Origin of the sequence: Rhizobium sp. AC44/96 (assembly GCF_001692185.1) — a bacterium.
GTDB lineage: Bacteria > Pseudomonadota > Alphaproteobacteria > Rhizobiales > Rhizobiaceae > Rhizobium.
This window is the reverse complement of the sequence record NZ_LXKO01000035.1, coordinates 34247-60461: the sequence shown is the minus strand read 5'-3', so window position 1 is coordinate 60461 and position 26215 is coordinate 34247. Positions and strand designations below refer to the sequence as shown.

Below are 26215 nucleotides of genomic sequence, written 5' to 3'. Positions count from 1 at the left end.
AGGGGCATCGATGGGCAAGAATATCGTCATTCTGTTCGATGGCACGTCGAACGAAATCTCCGCTGACCGCACCAATATTCTGAGGCTATTCGGCGTTCTCGATCGCAGCGACAAACAGATTGTCTATTACGATCCCGGCGTCGGCACCTTCGGCGCCGCCAATGCCTGGTCCAACGCCTACCGCAAGACGGTCGAGCTCTGGGGCCTGGCGACCGGATGGGGCCTCGACCAGAACGTCAAGGAGGCCTACCGCTTCCTCGTCGATAATTACGAGCCCGGCGAACCGGGGGACGATCAGGAATATCGGGACCGCGACAACATCTACATCTTCGGTTTCAGCCGCGGCGCCTATACGGCACGGGTGCTGGCAGGCTTCGTCCATTCGCTCGGCCTGATGAGCAAGTACCACGTCAACCTGATCGACTACGCCTACAACACCTACAAGGGCATCTCCGAAAGCGAGCAGCAGCAGGGTGGAGCGGATGCCGCCGATGTCGATTGGGATGCGCCCTCTGCCTTCAAGACCATGCGCCTCTACGAGCGCACGCTGAAGACCGACCGCCCGCCGATCAAGCTGCTCGGTCTCTTCGACACCGTGTCCTCGGTCATCGTCTGGGGCAAATGGCGCCCGCAGCTGCTGACGCTTCCCTTCACCGATCGCAATCCGAGCGTCGAAGTGGTGCGCCAGGCGCTCGCCATCGACGAGCGGCGAACCATGTTCAATCCGCTGCCATGGCGGCAGGGACAGGACTACTGGGGCGGCCCCTTCAAGCCGCCGGCCCCACCCCCGCAGAATGTGAAGGAAGTCTGGTTCTCAGGCGTCCATGGCGATATCGGTGGCGGCTATCCGGAAACGGAGAGCGCCGCGATCAAGATACCGCTCGCCTGGATGATCGCCGAGACCCGAAGCACCGGCCTCACCTACAACGAGGATGCGGTCAACGAACTCGTCCGCGGCGACAACCCGACGAAGAGCTATGTCCGGCCTGCCCCAACGGCGCCGCTGCACGACTCCATGAACTGGGCATGGAGACTGCTCGAATATGTGCCGAGGCGTGTGCCGATCACCTCTTGGCGCAAGCGCGGCGACACGACGCGCATCTACCTGCCGCTGGCCGACCGCCGCTTTATCCCCGACGGCGCCTCGTTGCACCAATCCGTCATCGACCGATTGTCGTCAACGACAGCACCGCCCTACGCCCCGCCGAACCTGCCGCTACGCTTCGAGACGGAGCCCTGGAGCAACAACGACCCGCCACCATCAGAAGATTCCGAGGTCGTTCCGATCACTCCGGCCGCTTGAAATAGGCCTCAAGCCGGTAGCCATCAGGATCGATGATGAAGGCCGCATAGTAGAACTGGCTGTAATCCGGCCGCACGCCCGGCGCACCATTGTCGGTTCCGCCATTGGCAAGTCCGGCCGCGTAAAACGCATCGACGGACTCCTCGCTCGGTGCCACGAAGCAGAAATGCAGCCCCGATTCCATATCAGGCACGACAGGCCGCGCTACCTCGCCGACCCAGAGCCCCACCCGATCGGCGCCATAGCCGCTGACATTGCCGAAGTTCGTCAACCGCTCATAGCCAAGCGGCGCCAGCGCGGCATCGTAGAACGCCTGCGACTTCTCAAGGCTCTTCACACCAATCGACACATGATCGAACATAAACGGTCTCCAGATTGTTTTGCCGGCAACGCTACAACATTCGCGCCGAAGCGCCATGGCAATTCGCAAACCAAGCGATCGTCAGGCCGCCATCGCGGCCATCAGCTCCCGCACCCGCATCATATCCGCCCGAAACAGCGCCATCTCCTCCGCCCTCAGCCGCTCGTCTGGAATGCGCAGCAGATAGGACGGATGGACGGTGACGAACAGTGTTCGCTCTTTCCCCATCCTGATCGGCTGCCCCCTGATATCGGACAGCTTGTGCTTCGTATCCGTCAGCGCCGTAAGCGCCGTCGCGCCCATGGCGACGATCAGCTTCGGCTTGACGAGTTCGATCTCCAGATTGAGCCACCAGCGGCAATGCGTGACCTCGCCCATGTTCGGCCGCTGGTGGATGCGGCGCTTGCCGCGCGGCTCGTATTTGAAGTGCTTCACCGCATTGGTCACATAGACCGACTGCCGGTCGATCCCCGCCTCGCCGGCCACCTGATCGAACACCTTGCCCGCCGGCCCCACGAACGGCCGCCCGGCGAGATCCTCCTGATCTCCAGGCTGCTCGCCGACGAACATCACGTTCGCATTCTCAGGCCCCTCGCCGAACACAGTCTGCGTCGCCTTCTCATGCAGCGGACAGCGTGCGCAGACGACAGCCTCCTCACGTAGCGATGCCAGCGTGCCCACGGGCGCCCTTGGTGCTGCGGGCACGCGGCGCGCGGCTTCCTGCAGCCGGTCGTGAAACGGCAGCGGCTCGCTCGCCTGGCGTTTCGCCATCGCGAGAACCTTGCTTTCCGCATCGGCGATCATGCCGGGAATGAGATCGGCCTCGGGCAGGTTCTTCCAGTATTTCTTCGGCATCTCCGCCTGCATCGCCTTCACCTTCAAGCGCGCCGGATTGAAGATGTTGGCATAATAGGTCCGCCACAGCTGGTCGGCCGGATCGGTGAGATCGGGCTTCTCGCAAGGGTCATGGCTGACGGTCAGCTTCTCCCCGTCCCAGGCAGCCGACCCTTTCGGCGTCGCGATCACCCAGTCCATGTCGTTGAACCGCTTCTGGAAGAACGGCGCCTTGCGGGCGACGATGTGATGATCCGGCTCGAACCAGGCGAGAAACTTCCGCCGCCCGTTGAGCGAAATCCCCGACCCCACCTCCTTGAACCGCACGAAGGCCGTCATCTTGTGCGCGTCGCGGCGCACGCTCTTGTCCATCGCCCGCGCCCGCGCAGCGTCCTCATCCGAGGCGACATCAAGCAATGACCGATCACTCTGCAGCCGCCAAAGCAGCCGGTAGAGCAGATAAAACCGCATCGGATCGCTATGGCAGATCACCGCCTCCGCAAGCCCGATGAAGGCAGGCGGCACCGTCAGCGGCTTGGAAGCATCGAGCGCCGGCAGCTTCGGCGAGGTTTCGGGCGCGGCAAACAGATCCGTCTCGCGATATCGCTCCCGCCAGTCAATCTCCTCGGGCACGACACCCGAGGCAGCCAGCCGCCGCGCCGCGTCGCGCCACTCGGCCAATTCCCCCCGGCCCTCCAGCAACACGGTAATCATCACAGCAACGACAGTTGTTCCGGCTTCGGCTCGAACATCGCCCTCAGATCCGGCCGATCGATCAGCCGGCGTGGCGACCAGCCCTCGGCCGAGATGAACGCCTGCACCTTCTTGATCGACACGCCAAGCCGCGTCAGATCCTCGATTCGGAGCCGTCTAAAACGGCGCGCCGAGAGGATCGATTTCACCGTCTTCGTCCCCAGCCCCGGTACGCGGAGCAAGGTCTCGCGCGGCGCCCTGTTGATATCGACGGGGAAATCGTTGCGGTTGCCGAGCGCCCAGGCAAGCTTCGGATCGAGATTGAGATCGAGCATGCCGCCCTCCTGCGAGGATGTGATCTCGTCGATCCCGAAGCCATAGAAGCGATAGAGCCAATCCGCCTGATAAAGCCGGTGCTCGCGCATCAGCGGCGGCTTGATCAGCGGCAGGTTCTTCGACGAGTCGGGAATGGGGCTGAAGGCCGAGTAGTAGACGCGCCGCAGCCCATAGCTGCCATAAAGCTGCGCGCTGGTTCCGAGAATGGTCGCGTCATTGGCGCCGTCGGCGCCGACGATCATCTGCGTGCTCTGCCCGCCCGGCACGAAGCGCTTGCGCCGCTTGGTTTGCAGCGTCGGCTCGGAGGCGGCCTCGATCTTCAATCGGAGATCACCCATCGACCGGCGAATGCTGGCCGGCTTCTTCTCCGGCGCCAGCTGCGCGATGCCGCGATCGGTCGGCAGCTCGATGTTGAGCGACAGGCGATCGGCATAAAGCCCGGCCTCCTCGATCAGATGCGGCGAGGCCTCGGGAATGGATTTCAGATGGATGTAGCCCCGGAAATTATGGGTGGTGCGCAGCTCGCGCACGATCCGCACCATCTCCTCCATCGTGTGGTCGGAGGAACGGATGATCCCCGATGACAGGAAAAGCCCCTCGATATAATTGCGCCGATAGAACTCCAGCGTCAGCCAGATAACCTCCTCGGGCGTGAACCGCGCCCGCTCCACATTGCTGGACGAGCGATTGATGCAATAGGCGCAGTCGTAGATGCAGAAATTGGTGAGCAAGATTTTCAGAAGCGAAATGCATCGTCCGTCCGGCGCATAGGCGTGGCAGATGCCGGCACCTTCAGTCGAACCAAGCCCGCCGCCCTTGCCGGAATCGCGCTTGGTGGTTCCGCTGGAGGCGCAGGAGGCGTCATACTTGGCCGCATCCGAAAGGATGGCCAAACGCTCTTCAAGGGACTTCTTCATGCCAATGTTCACTATATGTTCCGTCGCTAACAGTCAAGAAAACGCCGTTGAGATTGATGATTTTCAAGTTTTGCGCGAATAGCCGCCAAAGGTTGCAAGTCAGGTTATCGAATTTTCTGGAAATTCGCGGCGGCGATCTGCTATAACCCCAAATCAATGACGATGTAGCACGGTTCCGAAGTTCCACTTCGGGACCTGTTTTCTTTTGTGTCTGCGCCTAAGCGGATACAGGGACTGAAGGACAGGAAAATGGTTGATAAGGTACCGATGACGCAGGGTGGGTTTGTCAAGCTGCAGGAAGAACTGCGCTGGCGCCAGCAGGAAGAGCGCCCGCGTATCATCGAGGCAATCGCAGAAGCCCGTGCCCATGGCGACCTTTCGGAAAACGCCGAATATCACGCTGCCAAGGAAGCGCAGAGCCACAATGAAGGCCGCATCGGCGAGCTTGAGGATCTGACCGCACGCGCTGAGGTTATCGACCTTTCCAAGATGTCCGGCAGCACGATCAAGTTCGGCGCCAAGGTGAAGCTCGTCGACGAGGACACCGAGGAAGAAAAGACCTACCAGATCGTCGGCGACCAGGAAGCCGACGTGAAGCAGGGCCGCATCTCCATTTCCTCCCCGATCGCGCGCGCGCTGATCGGCAAGGAAGTCGGCGACTCGATCGAAGTCAACGCGCCGGGTGGCTCCAAGGCCTACGAAGTGCTCGCCATCACCTGGGGCTGATGGACATTGGCAGATCGCCGCCAAGCAGCTGTTGTCGATATTGCTGACGTCGAAATCATAGCGCCGAACTTCAAGAAGCGGCTCTCCGGCGTCACGTCGACCATCATCCAGCTCATTCCAGTGCAGCGCGCCCTCGGCCAGAAGGTCGCGGCACTGGGACCCGGCTTGCCGATCGATCTGCCCCACATCCGTTTCAGAGACCTCCTCCAACTTTGGACGGCACCTCGCGGCCGGCGCTTCCGCATCTGGCATGCGCGGCGCAATATCGAGATGCTGCCGGCGATCTTCATGCGCGATATCCTGCGCATGAAGCTGAAGATCGTATTCACGTCCGCTTCGCAGCGCCGCCACAGCGGCTGGACGAAATGGCTGGTCTCCAGGATGGATGCCGTCATCGCCACCAGCGGCCGGACCGCAGACTATCTGGAAGTACCAAACAGCGTGGTCATGCATGGCATCGACACCGCCCGTTTTTCTCCCCCGGCAGACAAGGCAGCGGCAAAGCGCGCCTGCGGGCTCGACGCCGGCAAGAATGTCGTCGGCTGCTTCGGACGCGTCCGCCACCAGAAGGGAACCGACCTTTTCGTCGACAGCATGATCCGCGTGCTGCCCAGCCGGCCGGACTGGATCGCCATCGTTGCCGGGCGCGCTACGCCTCAGCACATCAGCTTCGAGAACGACCTCAAGGATCGCGTCGCCGCCGCAGGATTGGCAGCCCGCATCCTCTTCGTCGGCGAGCATACCAACATCAACGACTGGTACCGTACGCTCGACCTTTTCATCGCGCCGCAGCGCTGGGAAGGCTTCGGCCTGACCCCGCTCGAGGCCATGGCAACGGCCGTTCCCGTCATCGCCACGGATGTCGGCGCCTTCCCGGAACTGCTGGTCACCGGCGAAAACGAGACGGGCGTCATCATCCCGCGCGACAACCTTCAAGCCATGGCCGACGCCGCCGCAGGCTTCATGGACGAGGCCGACCGGCGACATGCCGCGTCGGCAAGAGCCCGCGCACATGCGATGGAAAAATTCAGCATCGAGGGCGAAGCGCAGCGGCTGAACGCGGTCTATATGTCTGTATAGCGCCGTCGCGATGTTTACGGGTTTCGTGAGATCGCCTAAAAAACAAGGCGGCTTGAATGAACAATAGTGCAAACGGGTAACAATAGGTCCATGGAGAGAGCTGAGCAGCACTTGAAGATTTTCGTATCGTCGCTGACGCGTCGTCGGCCAGAGATGCTGAATGCGCTTCTCGGCTCCTGGGCAGGAATGACTATTCCGGACAACTGCACGGTGACGTTTCTGATCGTCGAAAACGATACGGAGCAGACCGCCGCTGCCGTTATGGAAGCCAACCGTGCGAACTTCCCGAATTCCAACCTCCTTTATGTCCTGGAGACGGAACTCGGCATTCCTTTCGGCAGAAATCGCGCAGCTAAGGAAGCGATTGCCGCAGACGCCGATCTCCTGCTGTTCGTCGACGACGACGAGGAGGTTGCGGAAGACTGGCTGGTCCGCATGATCGACGGCTATCGCCGTAGCAATGCAGCGCTTCTCGGCGCACCGTTGCGTTCGCGTCCGCCCGAAGCCAAACTCTCCTACATCCAGCAACGAATGTACGAGAACGTCGAGGCCCGCTACGCCCAGAAAGAGGCGCGCGCGAAGCAGCTCGCGACCCTCAATTCGACCGATCGCGTCACGATCGTCACCAATAATTGGCTGGCGGAGCTGTCGATCTTCAAGACGCATAACATCTGGTTCGACGAAGCGATGCGCTACACGGGCGGCACGGACTCCAAGCTTTACGCCGACGTCCGCCGTGCCGGTCTTGTCACTGGCTGGGTCTCGGATGCCTTTGTGTATGAAACGATCCCGCCAGAGCGCCTGAGCTTCGCCTATCAGTATCGCCGCGCACGAGATCAATCGAACACGCATATCCGGCGGAAAAGCCAGACGCTCGGTCGCCCCGCGATCGTAGGCGTTCTGCCGGTGCCGCTGAAAGCAGTGATCCTGCTTGGTCAGCTCATCGCCATCCCGTTGACCGGCGGCAAGACCATGCTTGATGCCGCACGAACAATGGGCTGGATATCCGGGCGCATCGGCTACGTCGCCGGAACGAAGTCGTCGCTCTACAGCGAAGTGACTGGCAGCTAGTACAGATCGGGTCTAGTGCGTGATGGTGGACGGATCCCGCCACCATCATCCTGCACCTCAATACCGCATTGCGCAGGCTTGCCGCCTGCCAACCCAATCACACCTCTACCAGCCCCAGCCGCTTCACCTGACGGATGGTCAGCATGGTGCGCACGGTGTCGACGTGCTCGTTTGCCGTCAGCACCTCGATCACGAAGTCCTGGAAGCGCGTCAGGTTTTCGGCGACGCAATGCAGCAGGAAGTCGCTGTCGCCCGAGACCATCCATGCCTGGCGCACCAGCGGCCATTGTGCCGTGGCAGCGGCAAACGCCTTCAGATTGGCTTCCGATTGATGCTTGAGGCCGACCATGCAGAAGGCGACCAGATCGAAGCCGAGCTTCGGGCTGTTCAGCATCGCGTGATAGCCTTCGATGATGCCGGATTCCTCAAGCTTGCGCACGCGACGCAGGCACGGCGGAGCCGAGATTCCGACCCTGTCGGCGAGCTCGACGTTGGTCATTCGGCCGTCTGCCTGCAGCTCACGCAGGATCTTTATGTCGATGGCATCGAGTTCAGCGCGAACCACGCTTGTGCCTTTCTTTAATTTCCCTGCGCCAGCTTCTATATAAAGCGGCGCAATACGCAAGATTGTTTCGCGCTCGCGTCGGAATCTTGCACAGCAGCCGGGAATGCCTTGTTGGTAACGCAAGGCTGCCCTTGAATAAAAGCATTGGTCGTTCATAAATGGCGAATGGATCGCGCTACGGTCGCCTTCGCTTTTGGCCGCTGCGTCCTGCCAGTTGAAAGGAATACACACATGTCCGCCCGCCACACCAAGGTCCTCATCATCGGATCCGGCCCTGCCGGCTATACCGCTGCCGTCTATGCGGCGCGCGCCATGCTGAAGCCGGTCCTGATTGCCGGGATGGAGCAAGGTGGACAGCTGATGATCACCACGGATGTCGAGAACTATCCGGGCTTTGCCGATCCGATCCAGGGCCCGTGGCTGATGGACCAGATGCTGCAGCAGGCCAAGCACGTCGGCGCGGAGATCGTCAGCGACATCGTCACCGAGGTCGAGATGAACACGCGTCCCTTCGTGGCGCGCACCGATAGCGGCCAGGTCTGGACGGCAGATACATTGATCATCGCAACCGGCGCCAAGGCCAAGTGGCTCGGCATCGAGAGCGAACAGCATTTCCAGGGCTTCGGCGTTTCTGCCTGCGCCACCTGCGATGGCTTCTTCTATCGCAACAAGGACGTGATCGTCGTCGGGGGTGGCAACAGCGCTGTCGAGGAAGCCCTCTATCTCTCCAACATCGCGAAGTCGGTCACCGTGGTGCACCGTCGCGACAGCTTCCGCTCGGAAAAGATCCTGCAGGAGCGCCTGTTCGCCAAGGAAAACATCAAGGTGCTGTGGAACACGGAAGTCGCCGAAATCACCGGCACGCCCGCCAAGCCGCCGATGCCGCCGTCCGTCTCGGGCGCCCGCCTGCGCGATACCCGCACCGGTGCGATCAGCGACGTGGCAATCGATGGCGTCTTCGTTGCGATCGGCCACGCGCCGGCAACGGAACTCTTCAAGGACAAGCTGAAACTGAAGGACAACGGCTACATCTGGACCGCTCCTGACTCGACGGCAACCAACGTCGAAGGCGTCTATGCCGCCGGCGACGTGACGGACGACACGTTCCGCCAGGCGGTCACCGCTGCCGGCATGGGGTGCATGGCCGCTCTCGAAGCCGAACGTTATCTGACGGGCCACATGCCTGTCGCCGTGGCCGCGGAGTAAGATCGGCATGAGGGGTGGGGGAATGCCATTGGACTGGGACAAGCTGCGTATTTTTCACGCAGCTGCCGAAGCCGGATCGTTCACGCATGCGGCCGACAAGCTGCATCTGTCCCAATCCGCAATCAGCCGGCAGGTCAGCGCGCTGGAGCAGGACGTCGGTACCAAGCTCTTCCACCGCCATGCGCGCGGCCTGATTCTCACCGAACAGGGTGAACTGCTCTATCGCACGGCGCACGACGTGCTGCTGAAGCTCGAAACGGTGAAGATGCAGCTCACCGAAACAACGGAAACGCCGACCGGCAAGCTGCGTGTCACGACGACCGTCGGCCTCGGCCAGGGCTGGCTGACCGACAAGATTCAGGAGTTCATGCAGCTCTATCCCGATGTCCAGATCCAGCTCATCCTCGACAACGAGGAAGTGGATGTGAACATGCGCTATGCGGATTGCGCCATCCGCCTGCGCCAGCCGGTTCAATCAGACCTGATCCAGCGCAAGCTGTTCACCGTACACATGCACGTCTATGCGGCCCCCTCCTATATCAACAGGTATGGCGAGCCGCAGACGGTCGAGGATCTCGACAATCACCGCATCATCACCTTCGGCGAACCGGCACCGAACTATCTGCTCGACGTAAACTGGCTGGAGGTCGCCGGCCGTTCCTCCGACAACAAGCGCATTCCGCATCTGCAGATCAACAGCCAGACCTCGATCAAGCGCGCCTGCCTGCTCGGCATGGGCGTCGCCTGCATGCCCGACTACATCGTCGGCCGCGATCCGGGCCTGATCCAGTTGCCGATCAACGCCGACGTGCCGTCGTTCGACACCTACTTCTGCTACCCCGATGAAATGAAGAATGCGGCGAAGCTCAAGGCCTTCCGCGACTTCATCGTCAGCAAGGCGAGAAACTGGAACTTCTAGTTGTTTCTCGCCTGAAAGTGCAAGCTGTGCAACTTACGCATGACTGGCATGCATAAACGGGGGTTGCCGTTTGCCCATTAAAGCACCATATCGCACTCAGCTGATGCACACGGTGGCTTTTCCTCCCAGTTCCACCGCATTAGCTGTTCCCCTCTGGAGGTTTTTACCTTCACACCTATAAGGGCCCCGGCTTTCCGGTGGCCCTCTTTTTTTGCCCGCTTTTTCCGCACCGCAACAACGAAATGCTGCATTGCATAGCAGGCATGCGCAAACAGGCATTGAAATATGCCTGCGAAAGCATCATATCGCACTCAGCTGATGCACTTTGGTGGTTCTCTCCCAGTGCCACCGCGTTAGCTGTTCCCCTCTGGAGGTTTATTGACCTTCATACCTTAAAGGGCCCCGACATTTCGGTGGCCCTCTTTTTTTGCTTAAAATTTAACCACGCAAAAACGCAGCCATCTCACTGTGTCGTGACTTGAATATCGAAAAGTACCAATCCATATATCGAACGAAGACGATATATGGTTCGATGAAAGACGATGGACAAAGACGAAATCCTCAAGGCCCTCTCCCACCCGACGCGGCTGGAGATCCTGAACTGGCTGAAGAACCCGCAAGATCATTTCAGCTCGCAGGAACATCCGCTCGAGATGGGCGTCTGCGCCAGCCAGTTTGAGCGCTGCGGCCTGTCGCAGTCGACCGTCTCCGCGCACCTGGGCACGCTCAGCCGCGCCGGCCTCGTTACAACGAGGCGCGTCGGCCAATGGATTTTCTACAAACGCAACGAAGAAACCATTGCTGCCTTCTTGAAGCAGCTCACTCAGGATTTGTGATAATGCCCCTCGCCCTTCTTGTGCTGGCCTTGAGCTCCTTTGCGATAGGTACGACGGAATTCGTCATCATGGGCCTCCTGCCCGAGGTCGCCGCTGATCTCTCGGTCACGATTCCCCAGGCCGGGTGGCTTGTCACCGGCTACGCGCTGGCAGTCGCCATTGGCGCCCCGATCATGGCCGTTTCCACCGCACACCTGAAACGGCGCACCGCGCTGATCGCCTTGATGGCGTTCTTCATTGCCGGCAACCTGCTCTGCGCTCTCTCACCGAATTACTGGGTATTGATGATCGCACGCATCGTTACGGCACTTTGCCACGGCGCATTCTTCGGGATCGGTTCGGTCGTTGCCGCCAATCTGGTGGCCCCGGACCGCAAGGCTCGTGCCGTCGCGCTGATGTTTACCGGCCTCACGCTTGCCAACGTCCTCGGTGTGCCGCTTGGCACAGCCATCGGCCAGGCATACGGCTGGCGGTCGACCTTCGCTGTTGTCACCGCGATCGGTATCGTGACCATTGCTGGTCTGGTCGCCATCCTGCCGAGAGATCGCGATGAGGAACAGGGCAACATCTTCCGCGAGATCGCTGCGCTGAAGAACGGGCATCTCTGGTTGGCACTCTCGACCACGGTCTTCTTTGCCGCGTCGATGTTCGCGCTTTTCACATATATCGCTCCGCTGCTGCGCGACGTCACCGGCCTTTCGCCTGAAGGCGTGACCTGGACGCTGTTCCTGATCGGCCTCGGCCTGACCATCGGCAACCTCCTGGGCGGCAAGGCCGCGGACTGGAAGCTCGGAGCAACGCTCGCTGGCATCTTTGCCCTGATCGCCATCACCTCTGTCGCCTTCAGCTTCACCAGCCCCTTCCTTGTTCCAGCCGAGATCACCCTCTTCCTCTGGGCAATGGCAAGCTTTGCCGCGGTACCAGCGCTTCAGGTTGGCGTCGTGCGCTTTGGCAAGGACGCGCCGAACCTCGTGTCCACGATCAACATCGGCGCTTTCAACACTGGCAACGCGCTCGGCGCCTGGGCTGGCGGGCTGGTCATCGACGCAGGGTTCAACCTCACCCGTGTACCGCTTATCGCCGCGCTGCTGGCACTGATCGGACTGGTCGCCACGGCATTCACCTATCTTTCCGCCAAGGGCCGGGCAGTGCCTGCCCTTGCCGAATGATCCTCCCGTAAACGAAGAAAGGACTCCCATGAGCAAGCTTTTCGAACCAACACAGGTCGGCGACATCGCCGTCAAGAACCGCATCGTCATGGCTCCGCTGACGCGCAACCGCTCCCCGGGCGCAGTTCCGAACGACCTGAACGTCGAATACTACCGCCAGCGCGCAACCGCCGGTCTCATCGTCACGGAAGCAAGCGCCATCACGCACCAGGGCCAAGGCTACGCCGACGTCCCCGGCCTCTATACCAAGGAAGCCCTCGACGGCTGGAAGCGCGTGACGTCGGCCGTGCATGAGGAAGGCGGCAAGATCGTCGTGCAGATGTGGCATGTCGGCCGTATCTCGCACACCACGCTGCAGCCGAATGGAGGCAAGCCCGTCTCCTCGACCAACACGGTCGCGAAGTCGAAGACGTACCTCGTCAACCCGGATGGCACCGGCAGCTTTGCCCCGACCTCCGAGCCGCGCGCGCTGGAAGCCTCGGAACTCTCCGGCATCGTCGAAGATTACCGCAAGGCAGCTCGCGCAGCGATCGAGGCCGGTTTCGATGGCGTCGAGATCCACGCTGCAAACGGCTACCTTATCGACCAGTTCCTCCGCGACGGCATTAACGATCGCACCGACCAGTACGGCGGCTCGATCGAGAACCGCGCTCGCTTCCTGTTCGAGGTTGTCGATGTGATCACCAAGGAAATCGGCGCTCGCCGCACCGGCATCCGCATCTCGCCGGTAACACCGGCCAACGACGCCGCGGACTCCAATCCGCAGCCGGTCTTCACCTACGTGGTCGAGAAACTGGCCGCGTATGATCTCGCCTACGTACATGTCATCGAAGGCGCAACTGGCGGCGACCGTGCCTTCCAGCAGGGCGACAAGCCCTTTGACTACCAGGCGCTGCGCGCAGCCTACGAAAAGGCCGGTGGCAAGGCGAGCTGGATGGTCAACAACGGCTACGACCGCGAACTGGCGATCGATGCGGTTGAGAGCGGACGTGCCGATCTTGTCGCCTTCGGCAAGCCGTTTATCGCCAACCCGGATCTGGTTCAGCGTCTGAAGAACAACCTTCCCCTCGCCGGCCTCGATCAGGCAACCCTCTACGGCGGCGGCTCGAAGGGGTATGTCGATTATCCAGCATTGGAAACGGCTGCCTGATAGCAGCTATCCGAACGACGAAATCCCGCCCAACGGCGGGATTTCTTTTTCAGGCACGCCGGGTAGCATACGGCCATGTTCGAATCTTCTCTCGCGCGTTGGCAGCTGATCGCGGACGGCGACCCCATGGTTACCCATTGCAGCCATTTGCTGCCCGTGCGCTGGCACGGCGAGCCGGCAATGCTGAAGATTGCCCATGACGATGCCGAGCGAGCAGGCGGGGCTCTGATGCAGTGGTGGGATGGTATAGGCGCCGCCAAGGTCTACGCCCATAGCGAGGAAGCAATATTGCTTGAGCGCGCGACCGGCAGCCGCTCCCTGCTGACGATGGCGATGAATGGCGAGGACGATGAGGCAAGCAGGTTTATCTGCCAGACGGCAGTCAAGCTGCACGCGCCCCGCGCCAAACCACACCCGGCACTCATTCCGCTGCACCATTGGTTCCGAGAGCTTGAGCCGGCCGCGCGGACACACGGCGGCGTCCTCTCGCATTCGAGCAGAATAGCCACGGCACTTCTTGCCGAGCCTCGTGATCCCGTCGCTCTCCACGGCGACATCCACCACAGCAATATTCTTGACTTCGAGGAGCATGGCTGGCTGGCGATCGACCCCAAGGGCCTGATCGGTGAGCGCGGCTTCGACTTCGCCAACATCTTTGCCAATCACGACCTGCCGAGCACCAACCAGCCCGCTCGAATGGAACGGCAACTCGCGATCGTCACCACAGAGGCCGACCTCGACCCCATGCGCACGCTGCGCTGGATCATCGCCTATGCGGGCCTATCGGCGGCCTGGTTCCTCGGCGATGGCTCCACCGAAGCGGCCGAAAGCCCGCTGACCGTCGCCCGCATTGCTATCGCCATATTGGAGCGAGGCTAGGACGGCTGTCGCGTGAGCCGGGGCTGAACGCCGGCCACCGGCATCTCCGGCAGACAGCCCAATGCCGCTAGCGACGCTCTCACCGCCTCGTCGACCGGCGTATGCGGTTCCTCGCCGAGTTCCGCCACGAGCCGGTCATTCGCCATCCGCAGCGGTTCGCGCCAGAGATAGCGCATCTCCTTCAGCTCGCGCATGAATGTCACGAAGGGGGCGGCGAGCGGCACGATCCACCAGGGAAACGCCCGGACTTTCGCCTTTCCTCCGACAGCCCGGTTGATTGCGGCGGCCATCATGCTGCCATCCGCATCCCAGAAGCCGTTCATGTGATAGACCGCAAATGCCGGCAGCGTGGCTGCCCGCTCGACAAGGCGGACCATTGTTTCCGCCACATCGGGAAGATAGGCCCACTGGTGGCCGACGCCGCGCCTTGCAGGGTTCTTGATCGCGGTAACCGGTTTTGCCGGCGTGACCATGCCCTGCGAGAACCAGCTGTTTGCAGCATTGGCACCGAAAAAGTCGCCGGCACGCACGATAATCACGCCGACGCCATTCTGCGACGCCACCTTCAGGCGCCGTTCCATTTCGACGCGGATCGCACCCTTCTTCGTCACCGGATGCTGAGGACTGTCTTCGCGTAACATCGGAAACGAGTCGGGTCCGAAATTGTAGATCGTGCCCGGCAGAAGGATGAGTGCGCCGTATTCCCGTGCAGCGGCAATCGTGTTGTCGAGCATCGGAAGCACCAGCTTTTCCCAGTCCCGATAGCCGGGAGGATTGACCGCATGCACAATCAGATCGACGCCCCTCGCCGCTTCCATGACATCGCCGGACTTCATCGCATCGCCGCGAAGCCATTCGAAGCCGGTCTTATTGGCCCCGGCCTTGGTCGGGATGCGATGCATTGCCCGGATCTGCCAACCAGCGCTCATGAGCTTGCGTGCAACCTCGCCGCCAATCCCGCCAGTCGCGCCGAGAACAAGAGCAATCTTCTGTCTTTCGTCGGTCATTCAAACCTCCATCACATTCGATGGACCGACTATGCGTCGACATCAACATAAACAAAATTGACGAAAATCGTGCAGCCGCTATACATATTTTTATGGATGTGGAGCCGAACTGGGATTTTTACCGCACCTTGCTGGCAGTGCTCCAGCACGGTTCGCTTTCTGCCGCAGCCCGCGAACTCGGGCTGACGCAGCCGACCATTGGTCGTCACATCGATGCGCTCGAAGACAGCATCGGCGCCCAGCTCTTTGTCCGCTCCTCAAACGGATTGCTGCCGACCGAAGCAGCCCTGGAGCTGCGCCCTTATGCCGAGGCCCTGGCGGCAACATCGGCGGCGCTGCTGCGCACGGCATCCGGCAGTCGCGGTCGCGTTGGCGGTACGGTTCGCATCAGCGCGAGCGAAGTGATCGGTGTGGAAGTGTTGCCGCGGATCCTCGTCCCCCTCATGGACGCCTATCCGGATCTAGACATCGAACTCTCCGCGTCGGACGCCATTGAGGATCTACTGAACCGCGAGGCCGATATTGCGATCCGTATGACCGCCCCTGCCCAGGATGCGCTCGTCGCGCAGCGCATCGGCAATATCCCGCTCGCATTTCACGCGCACCGTCGTTACCTCGACAAATATGGAAGGCCGCAGTCTCTCGACGATCTTGCCGGCCACCGCCTCATCGGCTTCGATCGCCAGACCGCCTATATCCGCAGCCTCGTCAAGCAATTCCGGATCCCCCAAGACATCGACTTTTCCTTCAAGGCCGATAGCCCGCTCGCGCAGCTTTCGGCCATCCGTGCCGGCCTTGGGATCGGCATCTGCCAGAATGGGCTTGCGGCACAAGACCCCGACCTAGAGCACATCCTGGCTGACGTCTTCGAGATACCGCTCGGAACATGGGTGGTCATGCACGAGAGCATCAGGACGACGCCACGCTATCGCGTCACATTCGATGCGCTGGTGGAAGGCTTGACGGATTATGTAAGGAAAACAGGGCGCACAAATCCCGCCTGACCAACTGTTCAGACAGGAATTGCCATGTGGTCAAGCACCCGGAGAAGCTTCAGCCGAACGGGTCTTCCAGTTTCCGTCGACCACTTCGGTCTCCGGTCTGTCACCGCCTTCGGCATATTCTTCATGCCATTTTCCCTTGTCGTCTTGCCAGCTGATCTCGGCGGAATCGCCGCCGACCTGCTGTTCGGCCGCTACGATGCGAGCAGCTTCAAGCGCTTCGGAATGTGTCGGGAATGCCTCGGAATACACATCTCCCAGCCGGTAGGCCCAGCCCCCGTCATGCGGGACGACTTCATAGACCACCTTGACCATGCATTTCACTCCTCTTCTTTTCTGCTCACCCGAACACCGACCGGACTGAATCCAGTTCCGCCGCGGGCCGTGGCAAGAAAACGAGGGGCGCCGCGATATGCTTCCGGCTGACCGATGCGTTAGTATTCCATTAAATCGCCCAGACTGCAAACCACGCGGATCGGGCCGCTCACTTGATATGTAAAATCATCGCCTTAGACTTGAGAGGTGAATCAAAATCGGAGCCGTCCCTTGGCGATTGCGTCGCGCTTGAAAGACGAAAGATATCTCCTCGTGGCGCTCGTCGTCGGGGTGATCGCCTTCACCACGGAACATGCCGTCCTCGAGATGGGGCAAGGCGTGGTGCTGGGCGCGGCAGCGGCCCTCGTCGGCACGATCGTGCTGGCATCGATGCGCGTCGCCCATCACGCGGAAATCCTCGCGGTCAAGGTCGGCGATCCCTACGGCACGATGATCCTGACGCTCTCCGCCGTGGCGGTCGAGGTTATCATCCTCGCCATCATGATGAGCGGTGAAGGCTCTCCCACCCTCGTCCGCGACACGATTTATTCGGCCCTGATGCTCGACATCAACGGCATCCTGGGGCTGGCCGCCCTCCTCGGCGGCCTCAAGCACGGCGAGCAGCCCTATAACGACAACTCCGGCAAGACCTACGGCGTCATGATCCTGACGGCGATGGGGATATCGATGATCGTTCCGGAGTTCGTGCCTGATGACAAATGGCACTATTATTCGGCCTTCACGATCGTCGCCATGATTGCGCTCTACGCCTTGTTTCTGCGGATGCAGGTTGGCCAGCACAGCTATTTCTTCAGCTACAGCTATCCGCGCGCCGAACGAAAGAAAGACGCCCCCGATGACCACCATGAAGAGGAATCGGCAACGGCCTCCATCGTGACCATTCTCGTCGGCGTCGTCATCATCGGCGCGCTGGCGGAATTCATGTCCACCTTCATGACATCGGGCCTGAGAGGCACCGGCGCGCCGATCGCCCTCACCGCCATCGTTGTCGCCGCGATCTCGGCGGCGCCCGAAATCCTGACGGCATTGCGCGCTGCGCTACGCAACCGAATGCAGGCGACCGTCAACATAGCCATGGGCGCGTCCCTCTCCACCGTGATCCTGACGGTACCGGTCATGGAGGGCATCGCGCTTTACACCGGCCAGCCTTTCGTGATGGCCATGACCCCGGTGCAAACCGTAATGGTCGCCATCACCCTCATCGCCGCGGCCATCAACCTGAACGACGGGGAAACGAACGCGATCGAAGGCATGACCCACTTCATCCTCTTCGCAACCTTCCTCATGCTCTCGGTATTGGGGCTTTGAAGCAGTACTCGGCTGAGACAAACAAACTCGTCTCGCCTTGGCGCATATCACTCCATCCACTCACCACATGGGGTGCATCAACTCGCAAGTTTCCTTGATACTTATTTAAGCTATCGCCGATAAAAGATGAAAACTTGAACCGAGGTGGAGAGCGAAACGATGCGGGTCAATTCTATTACGTCGGCCCCGTCCCTGCCACTTGTGGTCGACATCGTAGAAAAGTCCCTCCTGCTCATCGCCTGCGTGGCCGTCTGGTGGCGTGTTGTGCCGCACATGGCCGGCGCCTCGGCAATCATCGATACGCTGGTGCTGACATCGGAGGCCGTTGCGGTCCTTTTCATTCTTCTGCGGCGTCCAACCAAGACCCTATCCCGCAATCCCCGGGACTGGGCCTTTACGGCGATCGGCACATTTTGTCCGCTTCTCGTCGCCCCGAGTGCTGCCGAACCGATTGCACCGATCGCGGTAGCGCTCTTCTTCACAATCGCCGGCTTTTTTTTGCAGATCTCGGCAAAGCTGGCGCTGCGGCGCAGCTTCGGCCTTGCCCCCGCCAATCGCGGCGTCAAGATCGGCGGACCCTACCAGTTGCTGCGGCACCCAATGTATGCAGGCTACCTGCTGACGCACATCGCCTTCCTGACGGTCCACCCCAGCATCTGGAACCTGCTCGTCTATTCTACCTGTCTCGTCGCCCAGTGCTTCCGGATCCTGGCCGAAGAACGGATCCTTGGCGAGGACGCCGCCTACCGCGACTTCGCCAAGTCGACGCGATATCGCCTGATCCCGTTCGTCTTTTAGACCCGGCAAACAATACCCAAAACAAAAAGCCCGCCTGGAGGAAACCAGGCGGGCTTTTGCTATTGGGTGTTCTCAAACGGCTTACTTGCAGGCGCCGCAGAAACGCTGGATGCGCTTGCAGGCTTCCTCGAGAAGTGCCTCGGAGGTCGCGTAGGAGATACGGAAGTTCGGGCCAAGGCCGAAGGCCGAGCCGTGAACGACGGCGACGCCTTCGGTCTCCAGCAGTTCCGAAACGAAGTCTTCATCGGTCTCGATGACCTTGCCCGACGGGGCCGTCTTGCCGATCAGGCCGGCGCAGGACGGATAGACGTAGAACGCACCTTCAGGCGACGGGCACGTGATGCCCTTGGCCTGATTCAACATCGAAACGACGAGATCGCGGCGACCTTCGAAGATCTTCTTGTTTTCAGGAATGAAGTCCTGCGTGCCGTTCAGCGCCTCGACGGCGGCCCACTGGGCGATCGAGGTCGCACCGGAGGTCTGCTGGCCCTGGATCATGTCCATGGCCTTGATGAGCTGGATCGGGCCGGCAGCGTAGCCGATACGCCATCCGGTCATCGCGTAGGCCTTGGAGACGCCGTTCATCGTCAGCGTGCGGTCGTAGAGCTTCGGCTCGACTTCGACAGGCGTGACGAACTTGAAGTCGCCATAGGTCAGGTGCTCGTACATATCATCGGTGAGCACCCAGACATGCGGGTGCTTGAGCAGGACATCGGTCAGCGCCTTCAGCTCGTCATGCGTATAGGCAGCACCCGACGGGTTGGACGGCGAGTTGAAGATGAACCACTTCGTCTTCGGCGTGATTGCCTTGTCGAGATCGGCAGCCTGAAGCTTGAAATTGTTCTCCTGGGTCGCGGAGACGACAACTGGCGTGCCGCCGCACAGCGATACCATTTCCGGGTAGGAAACCCAGTACGGCGCCGGAATGACAACTTCATCGCCCGGATTCAGCGTCGCCATGAAGGCGTTGAAAAGAATCTGCTTTCCGCCGGTGCCGACAATCGTCTGCTCCCAGGAATATTCCAGACCGTTTTCGCGCTTGAACTTCGCAGCAATCGCCTTGCGCAGTTCCGGGATACCGGAGACCGGCGTGTACTTCGTCTCGCCGCGATTGATCGCGTCGATGGCAGCCTTCTTGATATTGTCAGGCGTATCGAAGTCGGGTTCACCGGCACCAAGGCCGATCACATCGCGCCCCTTGGCTTTCAGCTCGCGCGCTTTCTGGGAAACGGCGATGGTGGCTGAAGGCTTCACACGGGAAAGAGCATCGGCAAGAAAGGCCATGATATCGGTCCTATACGGTTGATTTGGGCAGAAACCCGGGACCGGAATTCTGCGCTAAGCTCTATGTCCAATGTGAGCAGGCATTTCAAGCTCAAAGGCGTGATGGGGCCAATGATTCTTCGTGATCGATCGGTCGCGGTGCGCGTTGATTCGCGGCTCGATGCCTCCGTCGGTCTGAATCATTTTGCGAAGCACTTGAATCGATATCTCAAGTGAGCCCGATTTAGGCCCTGAAATCAAAAACTTCGCCAATATCGACCTTTGCCACGAATTGGCCGCAACAAATGCCGCGGCATGCCGCAATTCGGTCGCGAGCGCGCCGAGATCCGAGAAGCATTTTGATGCATCCGCTATTGGTTCGTGAGGGACATGCCATGTTTGTGGAAGACGAAGTTGTCATAGGGCGCCTGCGCGCCCGCCGCGTTTCAATGTCATTGCTGATTGCACTCGTGGCGTTTGCCGCCTCGATCCTGATGACGTTCGGGCTGGTGACCGTCGCCTACGCCGACGACGGACAGCCAAAGAGCGGACAGCTCGCCGGCCTCGTCCGCCCGAACGACGTCAACAGCGGCTCCCTGCTCTTCCCGGCAAAAGAACCCGGCTTCTTCGTCGAGGCGCCGCGTCTAAAGACCGACGTCCAGATGGACGTGTCCGGCCCGGTCGCGCGCATCAAGGTCACGCAACGTTTCCAGAACCCCAGCAAGGGCTGGGTGGAAGGCACCTACGTCTTCCCTCTCCCCGAAAACTCAGCCGTGGACGTTCTCAAGATGCAGATCGGCGAACGGTTCATCGAGGGGCAGATCAAGCCGAGGCAGGAAGCCCGCGAAATTTACGAGCAGGCAAAGGCGGAAGGCAAGAAGGCCGCGCTTCTCGAGCAACAGCGCCCCAACATCTTCACCAATCAGGTCGCCAATATCGGCCCCGGCGAAACCATCGTCGTGCAGATCGAATACCAGCAAGCCGTCCACCAGAGCGGCGGCGAATTCTCGTTGCGCTTCCCGATGGTCGTGGCCCCTCGCTACAATCCGGCCCCGATCGTGCAGACGGTGGAGTTCAACAATGGCGCGGGCTTCGCGGTGCCGACTGATCCCGTCGAAAACCGCGAAAAGATCGAAGCACCAGTGCTCGACCCGCGCGAAAACGCCAAGATCAACCCTGTTGCTCTCACCGTGAACTTGAAAGCAGGCTTTCCGCTCGGCGACGTCAAATCCTCGTTCCATGACGTCGATATCAAGCAGGACGGCGACCAAAACCGTACGATTTCGCTGAAGGGTGACAGCGTTCCAGCCGACAAGGACTTCGAACTGACCTGGAAGGCCGCGGCCGGAAAGACGCCAAGCGCCGGTCTCTTCCGCGAAGTCCTGAACGGCAAGACCTACCTGCTCGCTTTCGTCACCCCGCCCGCAACGCCGGACACCGCCGCCCCGCCCGCCAAGCGTGAAGTCGTTTTCGTCATCGACAACTCGGGCTCGATGTCCGGCCCGTCGATCGAACAGGCAAAGGCAAGCCTCGCACTCGCGATCGCCAAACTGAACCCCGACGATCGGTTCAATGTCATCCGCTTCGACGACACGATGACGGACTATTTCAACGGCCTCGTAGCAGCCTCCCCCGACAATCGCGAAAAGGCGATCGCCTTTGTCAGGGGCCTGACCGCGGACGGCGGCACCGAAATGCTTCCGGCGCTGCAGGATGCCCTGCGCAACCAGGGCCCGGTCGCGGCCGGCGCGCTTCGTCAGGTCGTATTCCTGACAGACGGCGCGATCGGCAACGAGCAGCAACTCTTCATGGAAATTGCGCAGAGCCGTGGCGACGCCCGGGTCTTCACAGTCGGCATCGGTTCAGCGCCGAACTCCTATTTCATGACGAAGGCCGCCGAGATGGGGCGCGGCACGTTTACCCAGATCGGCTCATCCGATCAGGTCGCGAGCCGGATGGGCGAGCTCTTCACCAAGCTCCAGAACCCCGCGATGACAGACATCGCCGCGACATTCGATGGCGTGAAGGCCGAAGACATCACCCCAAACCCGATGCCTGATCTCTACGCTGGCGAACCTGTGGTGCTCACCGCCGAACTGCCGGAGGAGAAGCCTGCCGGCAAGCTCCAGATCATCGGAAAGACGGGCGCGCAGCCGTGGCGCGTCGACATGGACATCGCCAATGCCGCCGACGGCCAGGGGATTTCGAAGCTCTGGGCGCGCCGCAAGATCGACGATCTCGAAGCCCGCTCCTACGAGCGGCAAGACCCCACATCGCTCGACAAGGACGTCGAAAGCGTCGCGCTTGCACACCACCTCGTGTCTCGCATGACCAGCCTCGTTGCCGTCGACGTCACGCCCTCGCGCCCTGCCGGTGAGCCGGTCAACACGGCAAAGGTACCGCTCAACCTGCCCGAAGGCTGGGATTTCGAGAAGGTGTACGGTGAGCCGGCACCCGCGCCGATCTTGCCAAGCAGCACGCCGGATCACGCCATGGCGGCACCGCAACAGGAGTTTGCGCAACTGGCCGAGGCGCGGATGGCTGCGGCACCGACGGCGAAAGCGGCCGGGTTGATTGCCCAGCGCTCCGCCTCCGTCAAGCTGCCGCAAACGGCGACCCGCGCCGACGAGCAGATCATGCGCGGGTTGACCATGCTGCTGCTGGCCTTGACGGCTGCAAGCGGGTTGGCCGTCTGGCGTCGCAGGGTGCGCGGCATTTTCGCAGGAGCCAAGCCGCATGACCGGTAGACTGGGCAAGAGCTTGAATGAGGAAGTCAGCGAGTTCGGCGCGCTTCCGACCATCCTTGAACTGGCAATGGCCACCGCGGCGGCGACCGCTTACGACGTACCCGACCCCAGAGACAGGCGACTGCGCCTGCCTCGCCTCTCGGCAATCGAAAAGGCGATCGCTGCCTGCATCGCGCTCCTTGCGCTGTACGGCGCGATCCTGATCGGCGATGGTCTCTATATCAAGGCAAAGGCGGAGCTATCACAGCTTCTCCTGAAACGCGCCTTTGCCGCCGAACTCCGTGGCGAGGATACCAAGCCGTGGCCATGGGCCGACTTCACCACGGAAGCCGAAGTCAGCGCACCGCGCCTTGGAAAGCATGCGATCGTGCTGTCGGGAGCATCAGGGGAAGCCCTCGCCTTTGGCCCGGCATGGCTCACCAACACGCCGCAGCCGGGTGATGAAGGAACCTCGGTGATCGCCGCGCATCGTGACACCCATTTTCGCTGGCTGAAGGATGTTCAGCCCGGCGATGAGATCGAGGTGACGCGCCGCGACGGAAAGATCCTGTCCTTCAAAGCGGGACAAGGCCGCGTCGTGCCCTGGGACGAGAGCGGCATCGACCCGTCGGCGCCGGGCCGCCGCCTTGTGCTGGCGACGTGCTGGCCGTTCGGTGCAACGGAGCGCGGGCCACTGCGCTATATCGTCGAAGCCGAACTTGTTGACGCACAGGCGACCGGAAGCGTTTCGCCGGCCAACACAAATCCGTCATCGAGACCGCGGTGAGGGTTGAACGACCGCCCTCGCCGCTCCACGTTCCTTCAGACATGCGGCAGGGTGGATCATGAAAAGACTTCGAGACCTTCGTTTTGGAATAGCGTTGATAGTAGCAGGCAGCCTCGCCTCCCCGATCTTCGCGGCCGACATCGTCAATACGAAGAAGGTCGAAGTCCAGGTCGAGACCATAGTCGATGGGTTGGAGCATCCCTGGGCGGTTGCAGTGCTGCCCGACGGCGCCTATCTCGTGACCGAACGCCCGGGCCGGATGCGCGTTATCCGCGACGGCAAGCTCTCCGCCCCGATCGCCGGTGTCCCGAAGGTCAGCAGCCGAGGCCAGGGCGGCCTTTTTGACGTTGAACTTGCGCCGGACTTTGCGGCAACGCGGACGATCTATTTCACGGCGGCCACGACGAATGCCGATGGCTCCGGAACCCAGGCCTTCAGCGCGTCCCTCTCCCCGGATGAAAAGACGCTTGAGAACGTCAAGGCCATCTTCACCATGAAGCGCTTCACGAGCGGCAACATCCAATACGGCTCCAGGATCGCTATCGCCAAGGACGGTTCGCTGTTCATCAGCATCGGAGATCGCGGCGACCGGGATCGGGCACAGGACTGGCACGACGACGCCGGCTCGATCGTTCACATCAATGCCGATGGCAGCATACCGAATGACAACCCGTTCAAGGACGGCGCAAAGGCGCTTCCAGAGATTTGGTCGAAAGGCCATCGCAATCCGCAAGGCATCACCTTCGATACAGCCGATGACAAGCTCTACACGGTCGAACACGGCGCCCGCGGTGGCGACGAGATCAATGGCATAGAGCCGGGCAAGAACTACGGCTGGCCGATCATCACCTATGGCCGCGACTATTCCGGCGCAGAGATCGGCGAAGGCACCGCCAAGGAAGGGCTCGAGCAACCCCTCTATTACTGGGATCCATCGATCGCGCCCGGCGCGCTGGCGATCTATCACGGCAAGATGTTTCCCGAATGGAACGGCGATTTCCTCGTTGCGGCGCTGAAATTCCAGCTGCTGTCGCGGATGCAGCGCGACGATACCGGAGCATTCGTCGCCGAGGAGCGGATGTTTGACGGCTCCTACGGCCGCATGCGCGATATCGTCATCGCTCCCGACGGAGCGTTGCTGATCGTGACGGACGAAGACAACGGTGCGCTGCTGCGCGTGTCACGTGGGCCGGGCGGCAACGGTTAAGCCGGAGTATCCCGATGCGGCAATGCTGCGACGCACCTACCCTTGCTCAAATCGAAGGCAACTGGTAACCGTCCCCGCATTCGGCTTCTTCCCCAAATCGAGGATGAAATGACGCGCATTCAGGCGAACCTTCTTCTATTGCTTGCAGCTGCCATCTGGGGCGGCGGTTTCGTCGCGCAGTCGACGGCCATGAAAGCAATCGGTCCGTTCTGGTTCATCGGTCTGCGCTTCCTGATCGCGGCCGTTGCGGTCCTTCCCTTCATGTTGCGGGAATCGCGAAAGGCCACGACGAAGACGTCGCCGCGCCATCTGACGCTCTATCTGCTGACGGGTCTTGCGCTCTTTGGCGGCGCAGCCACGCAGCAGCTCGGCTTGAAGACGACGACGGTGACCAATTCGAGCTTCATCACCGGGCTCTACGTGGTCTTCGTACCTTTGATCGCCGTGGTCTTCCTGCGACGCTCGCCGCATTGGATCATTTGGCCGGGCGCGATCATGGCCGTATCCGGCATCTACCTCCTGTCGGGCGGCCAATTGTCGGCCTTGTCGACGGGTGACTTGCTGACGGTCGTCTGCGCCGTCTTCTGGGCGGGTCAGATTACGCTGGCCGGGACCACCGTCTCGGAAACCGGGCGGCCGCTGACCCTCTCGACGGCGCAGTTTGCGATTACCGGGGCCTGTGCCCTGGTGGTCGCTATCGTGACCGAACCGATCAGCTGGGAAGCCATCCGTGGCGCAGCACCCGAGATCCTCTACGTCGGTCTCTTCTCGTCGGGTGTCGCCTTCTCCCTGCAGATCATTGGGCAGCGCTACACCACGCCCTCCCAGGCTGCCATCTTCCTGTCATCCGAGGCGCTCTTCGGCGCGTCGCTTGGCGCGCTCCTCCTCAACGAGACGATGCCGGCACTTGGTTATATCGGCTGCGCGCTGATGTTCCTGGCGATGCTTCTAGTTGAAATTGTCCCTGAGCTAGCCCGCAGAAGGGCATTGCAGGGGCTAAAATCCAGTCCAAATCTGGGTTGATCGGCGAATTTTAGAAAAAAGTGAAGAAAAAGCGCAGTCGCGCTAGCGTTGCATTTTTGGCAAAATCTGCTCCCAGATTATATTGCTGACAATATAAAACGTTAATCAACAGCTTTTGATGAGCGATTTTTTGCGTCAGAGAGGTCAAATGGCAGTTAGATTGCCTTTGCGAGCATCAACGGGTTAAAAAACTTTTGCTTGCCAAATACCAATAATCGCAGCACTCTCACCGCGTTCGGGCATTTTGCGAGCATGGGAAGTCCTTAAGAATGTGCGCGCCGGAGACGCTAATATTCCGGTCAGTCGGTTCCGATAAAGCGGGCGACAGCCCCGCGGTGAACTCGGCTGAGTTAGAGGGGACCTTTTTCTCACAATTCAATAATTGCCTGCTAACGTCTCCGTGAGGAGGCAATATCAGTGATGCTGCCCGTGTGGATGGCGGGCAGAGATAAAAGGACCTGACGCATGGCCGAGACTGGCACTGTAAAATTCTTCAATACCGACAAGGGTTTCGGCTTCATCAAGCCGGACAAGGGCGGCGCTGACATCTTTGTTCACATTTCTGCGGTTCAGGCTTCTGGCCTGGCCGGGTTGACGGAGAATCAGAAGGTAAGCTTCGACACGGAGCCGGATCGCCGCGGCAAGGGCCCCAAGGCAGTCAACCTGCAGATCTCAGGTTGATATCCTAGCCAACGCTGTGATTTCGAGTTGAAG

General features: G+C 60.9%; 25 protein-coding genes. 18 read left to right on the top strand and 7 right to left on the bottom strand.

Annotated features, from left to right (window positions below; all coding sequences use genetic code 11):
* Positions 1–10: 10 nt before the first annotated feature.
* Positions 11–1303, top strand: a complete 1293-nt coding sequence (locus A6U87_RS22025) for a DUF2235 domain-containing protein (RefSeq protein WP_065693457.1) — start codon at positions 11–13, stop codon at positions 1301–1303.
* On the opposite strand, the gene A6U87_RS22020 is transcribed toward A6U87_RS22025, so the two are convergent.
* From A6U87_RS22020 to A6U87_RS22010, 3 genes are all read right to left on the bottom strand, one after another.
* Positions 1287–1664: a VOC family protein gene (locus tag A6U87_RS22020; RefSeq protein ID WP_065693456.1), complete on the bottom strand. Its 378-nt coding sequence runs from the start codon at positions 1662–1664 to the stop codon at positions 1287–1289. The genes A6U87_RS22025 and A6U87_RS22020 overlap by 17 nt on opposite strands.
* A gap of 81 nt (positions 1665–1745) precedes the next feature.
* Positions 1746–3212 carry a UdgX family uracil-DNA binding protein gene (locus A6U87_RS22015; RefSeq protein WP_065693455.1) on the bottom strand — a complete coding sequence of 489 codons (1467 nt, stop codon included), beginning with the start codon at positions 3210–3212 and terminating at the stop codon, positions 1746–1748.
* A complete protein-coding gene (locus A6U87_RS22010; protein WP_065693454.1) occupies positions 3212–4444 on the bottom strand; it encodes a putative DNA modification/repair radical SAM protein in 1233 nt (410 codons plus the stop codon). The genes A6U87_RS22015 and A6U87_RS22010 overlap by 1 nt, the downstream gene beginning before the upstream one ends.
* Positions 4445–4693: 249 nt before the next feature.
* On the opposite strand from A6U87_RS22010, the gene greA reads away from it, so the two are divergent.
* The 3 genes from greA to A6U87_RS21995 all read left to right on the top strand — a co-directional run bounded on the left by greA (position 4694) and on the right by A6U87_RS21995 (position 7321).
* Positions 4694–5170 carry a transcription elongation factor GreA gene (gene greA, locus A6U87_RS22005; protein ID WP_065693453.1) on the top strand — a complete coding sequence of 159 codons (477 nt, stop codon included), beginning with the start codon at positions 4694–4696 and terminating at the stop codon, positions 5168–5170.
* A 6-nt stretch (positions 5171–5176) separates the two neighbouring features.
* Positions 5177–6250 carry a glycosyltransferase family 4 protein gene (locus A6U87_RS22000; RefSeq protein ID WP_065693452.1) on the top strand — a complete coding sequence of 358 codons (1074 nt, stop codon included), beginning with the start codon at positions 5177–5179 and terminating at the stop codon, positions 6248–6250.
* 111 nt (positions 6251–6361) lie between these two features.
* On the top strand, positions 6362–7321 hold the full coding sequence (locus tag A6U87_RS21995) for a glycosyltransferase family 2 protein (RefSeq protein WP_198928744.1): 960 nt from the start codon (positions 6362–6364) through the stop codon (positions 7319–7321).
* Between the two features lie 97 nt (positions 7322–7418).
* Here the strand turns inward: A6U87_RS21995 and A6U87_RS21990 are convergent, their stop codons facing one another.
* A complete protein-coding gene (locus tag A6U87_RS21990; protein WP_065693450.1) occupies positions 7419–7886 on the bottom strand; it encodes an Lrp/AsnC family transcriptional regulator in 468 nt (155 codons plus the stop codon).
* A gap of 231 nt (positions 7887–8117) precedes the next feature.
* Here A6U87_RS21990 and trxB point away from each other — a divergent pair, with 231 nt between their 5' ends.
* The 6 genes from trxB (at position 8118) to A6U87_RS21960 (ending at position 14045) form a co-directional block, all read left to right on the top strand.
* On the top strand, positions 8118–9092 hold the full coding sequence (gene trxB / locus A6U87_RS21985; RefSeq protein WP_065693449.1) for a thioredoxin-disulfide reductase: 975 nt from the start codon (positions 8118–8120) through the stop codon (positions 9090–9092).
* 22 nt (positions 9093–9114) lie between these two features.
* Positions 9115–10011: a LysR family transcriptional regulator VtlR gene (locus A6U87_RS21980; RefSeq protein ID WP_065693448.1), complete on the top strand. Its 897-nt coding sequence runs from the start codon at positions 9115–9117 to the stop codon at positions 10009–10011.
* Positions 10012–10553: 542 nt separating this feature from the next.
* Positions 10554–10847 (top strand): helix-turn-helix transcriptional regulator, encoded by a 294-nt coding sequence (locus A6U87_RS21975; protein WP_065693447.1) that lies wholly within the window; start codon positions 10554–10556, stop codon positions 10845–10847.
* A 2-nt stretch (positions 10848–10849) separates the two neighbouring features.
* Positions 10850–12016: an MFS transporter gene (locus A6U87_RS21970; protein WP_065693446.1), complete on the top strand. Its 1167-nt coding sequence runs from the start codon at positions 10850–10852 to the stop codon at positions 12014–12016.
* 28 nt (positions 12017–12044) lie between these two features.
* Entirely contained in the window at positions 12045–13166 is a 1122-nt protein-coding gene (locus A6U87_RS21965; RefSeq protein ID WP_065693445.1) for an alkene reductase, read from the top strand.
* Between the two features lie 75 nt (positions 13167–13241).
* Positions 13242–14045: an aminoglycoside phosphotransferase family protein gene (locus tag A6U87_RS21960; RefSeq protein ID WP_065693444.1), complete on the top strand. Its 804-nt coding sequence runs from the start codon at positions 13242–13244 to the stop codon at positions 14043–14045.
* On the opposite strand, the gene A6U87_RS21955 is transcribed toward A6U87_RS21960, so the two are convergent.
* A complete protein-coding gene (locus A6U87_RS21955) occupies positions 14042–15052 on the bottom strand; it encodes an NAD(P)H-binding protein (RefSeq protein ID WP_065693443.1) in 1011 nt (336 codons plus the stop codon). The two genes, A6U87_RS21960 and A6U87_RS21955, sit on opposite strands and share 4 nt — an antisense overlap.
* A 92-nt stretch (positions 15053–15144) precedes the next feature.
* Between A6U87_RS21955 and A6U87_RS21950 the strand changes: the two genes are divergently transcribed.
* Complete coding sequence (locus A6U87_RS21950; protein WP_065693442.1) at positions 15145–16056, top strand: LysR family transcriptional regulator; 912 nt, start codon at positions 15145–15147, stop codon at positions 16054–16056.
* Positions 16057–16086: 30 nt separating this feature from the next.
* Here the strand turns inward: A6U87_RS21950 and A6U87_RS21945 are convergent, their stop codons facing one another.
* Positions 16087–16368 carry a DUF2188 domain-containing protein gene (locus A6U87_RS21945; RefSeq protein WP_065693441.1) on the bottom strand — a complete coding sequence of 94 codons (282 nt, stop codon included), beginning with the start codon at positions 16366–16368 and terminating at the stop codon, positions 16087–16089.
* A 231-nt stretch (positions 16369–16599) separates the two neighbouring features.
* Here A6U87_RS21945 and A6U87_RS21940 point away from each other — a divergent pair, with 231 nt between their 5' ends.
* Complete coding sequence (locus tag A6U87_RS21940; protein ID WP_065693440.1) at positions 16600–17697, top strand: calcium:proton antiporter; 1098 nt, start codon at positions 16600–16602, stop codon at positions 17695–17697.
* A gap of 159 nt (positions 17698–17856) precedes the next feature.
* The gene (locus A6U87_RS21935) at positions 17857–18495 is read left to right on the top strand and encodes an isoprenylcysteine carboxylmethyltransferase family protein (protein WP_065693439.1); all 639 of its coding nucleotides are present in this window, start codon (positions 17857–17859) and stop codon (positions 18493–18495) included.
* A gap of 81 nt (positions 18496–18576) precedes the next feature.
* Here A6U87_RS21935 and A6U87_RS21930 read toward each other — a convergent pair whose 3' ends face one another.
* Positions 18577–19779, bottom strand: a complete 1203-nt coding sequence (locus A6U87_RS21930) for a pyridoxal phosphate-dependent aminotransferase (protein WP_065693438.1) — start codon at positions 19777–19779, stop codon at positions 18577–18579.
* Positions 19780–20153: 374 nt separating this feature from the next.
* Between A6U87_RS21930 and A6U87_RS21925 the strand changes: the two genes are divergently transcribed.
* The 5 genes from A6U87_RS21925 (at position 20154) to A6U87_RS21905 (ending at position 26182) form a co-directional block, all read left to right on the top strand.
* Positions 20154–22505 carry a marine proteobacterial sortase target protein gene (locus A6U87_RS21925; RefSeq protein WP_065693772.1) on the top strand — a complete coding sequence of 784 codons (2352 nt, stop codon included), beginning with the start codon at positions 20154–20156 and terminating at the stop codon, positions 22503–22505.
* Entirely contained in the window at positions 22495–23271 is a 777-nt protein-coding gene (locus tag A6U87_RS21920; protein WP_065693437.1) for a class GN sortase, read from the top strand. The genes A6U87_RS21925 and A6U87_RS21920 overlap by 11 nt, the downstream gene beginning before the upstream one ends.
* A 58-nt stretch (positions 23272–23329) precedes the next feature.
* Complete coding sequence (locus tag A6U87_RS21915; protein WP_065693436.1) at positions 23330–24478, top strand: PQQ-dependent sugar dehydrogenase; 1149 nt, start codon at positions 23330–23332, stop codon at positions 24476–24478.
* A 108-nt stretch (positions 24479–24586) separates the two neighbouring features.
* Positions 24587–25501 (top strand): DMT family transporter, encoded by a 915-nt coding sequence (locus A6U87_RS21910; protein ID WP_065693435.1) that lies wholly within the window; start codon positions 24587–24589, stop codon positions 25499–25501.
* Between the two features lie 465 nt (positions 25502–25966).
* Positions 25967–26182: a cold-shock protein gene (locus A6U87_RS21905; protein WP_007824341.1), complete on the top strand. Its 216-nt coding sequence runs from the start codon at positions 25967–25969 to the stop codon at positions 26180–26182.
* The last annotated feature ends 33 nt before the right edge of the window (positions 26183–26215 follow it).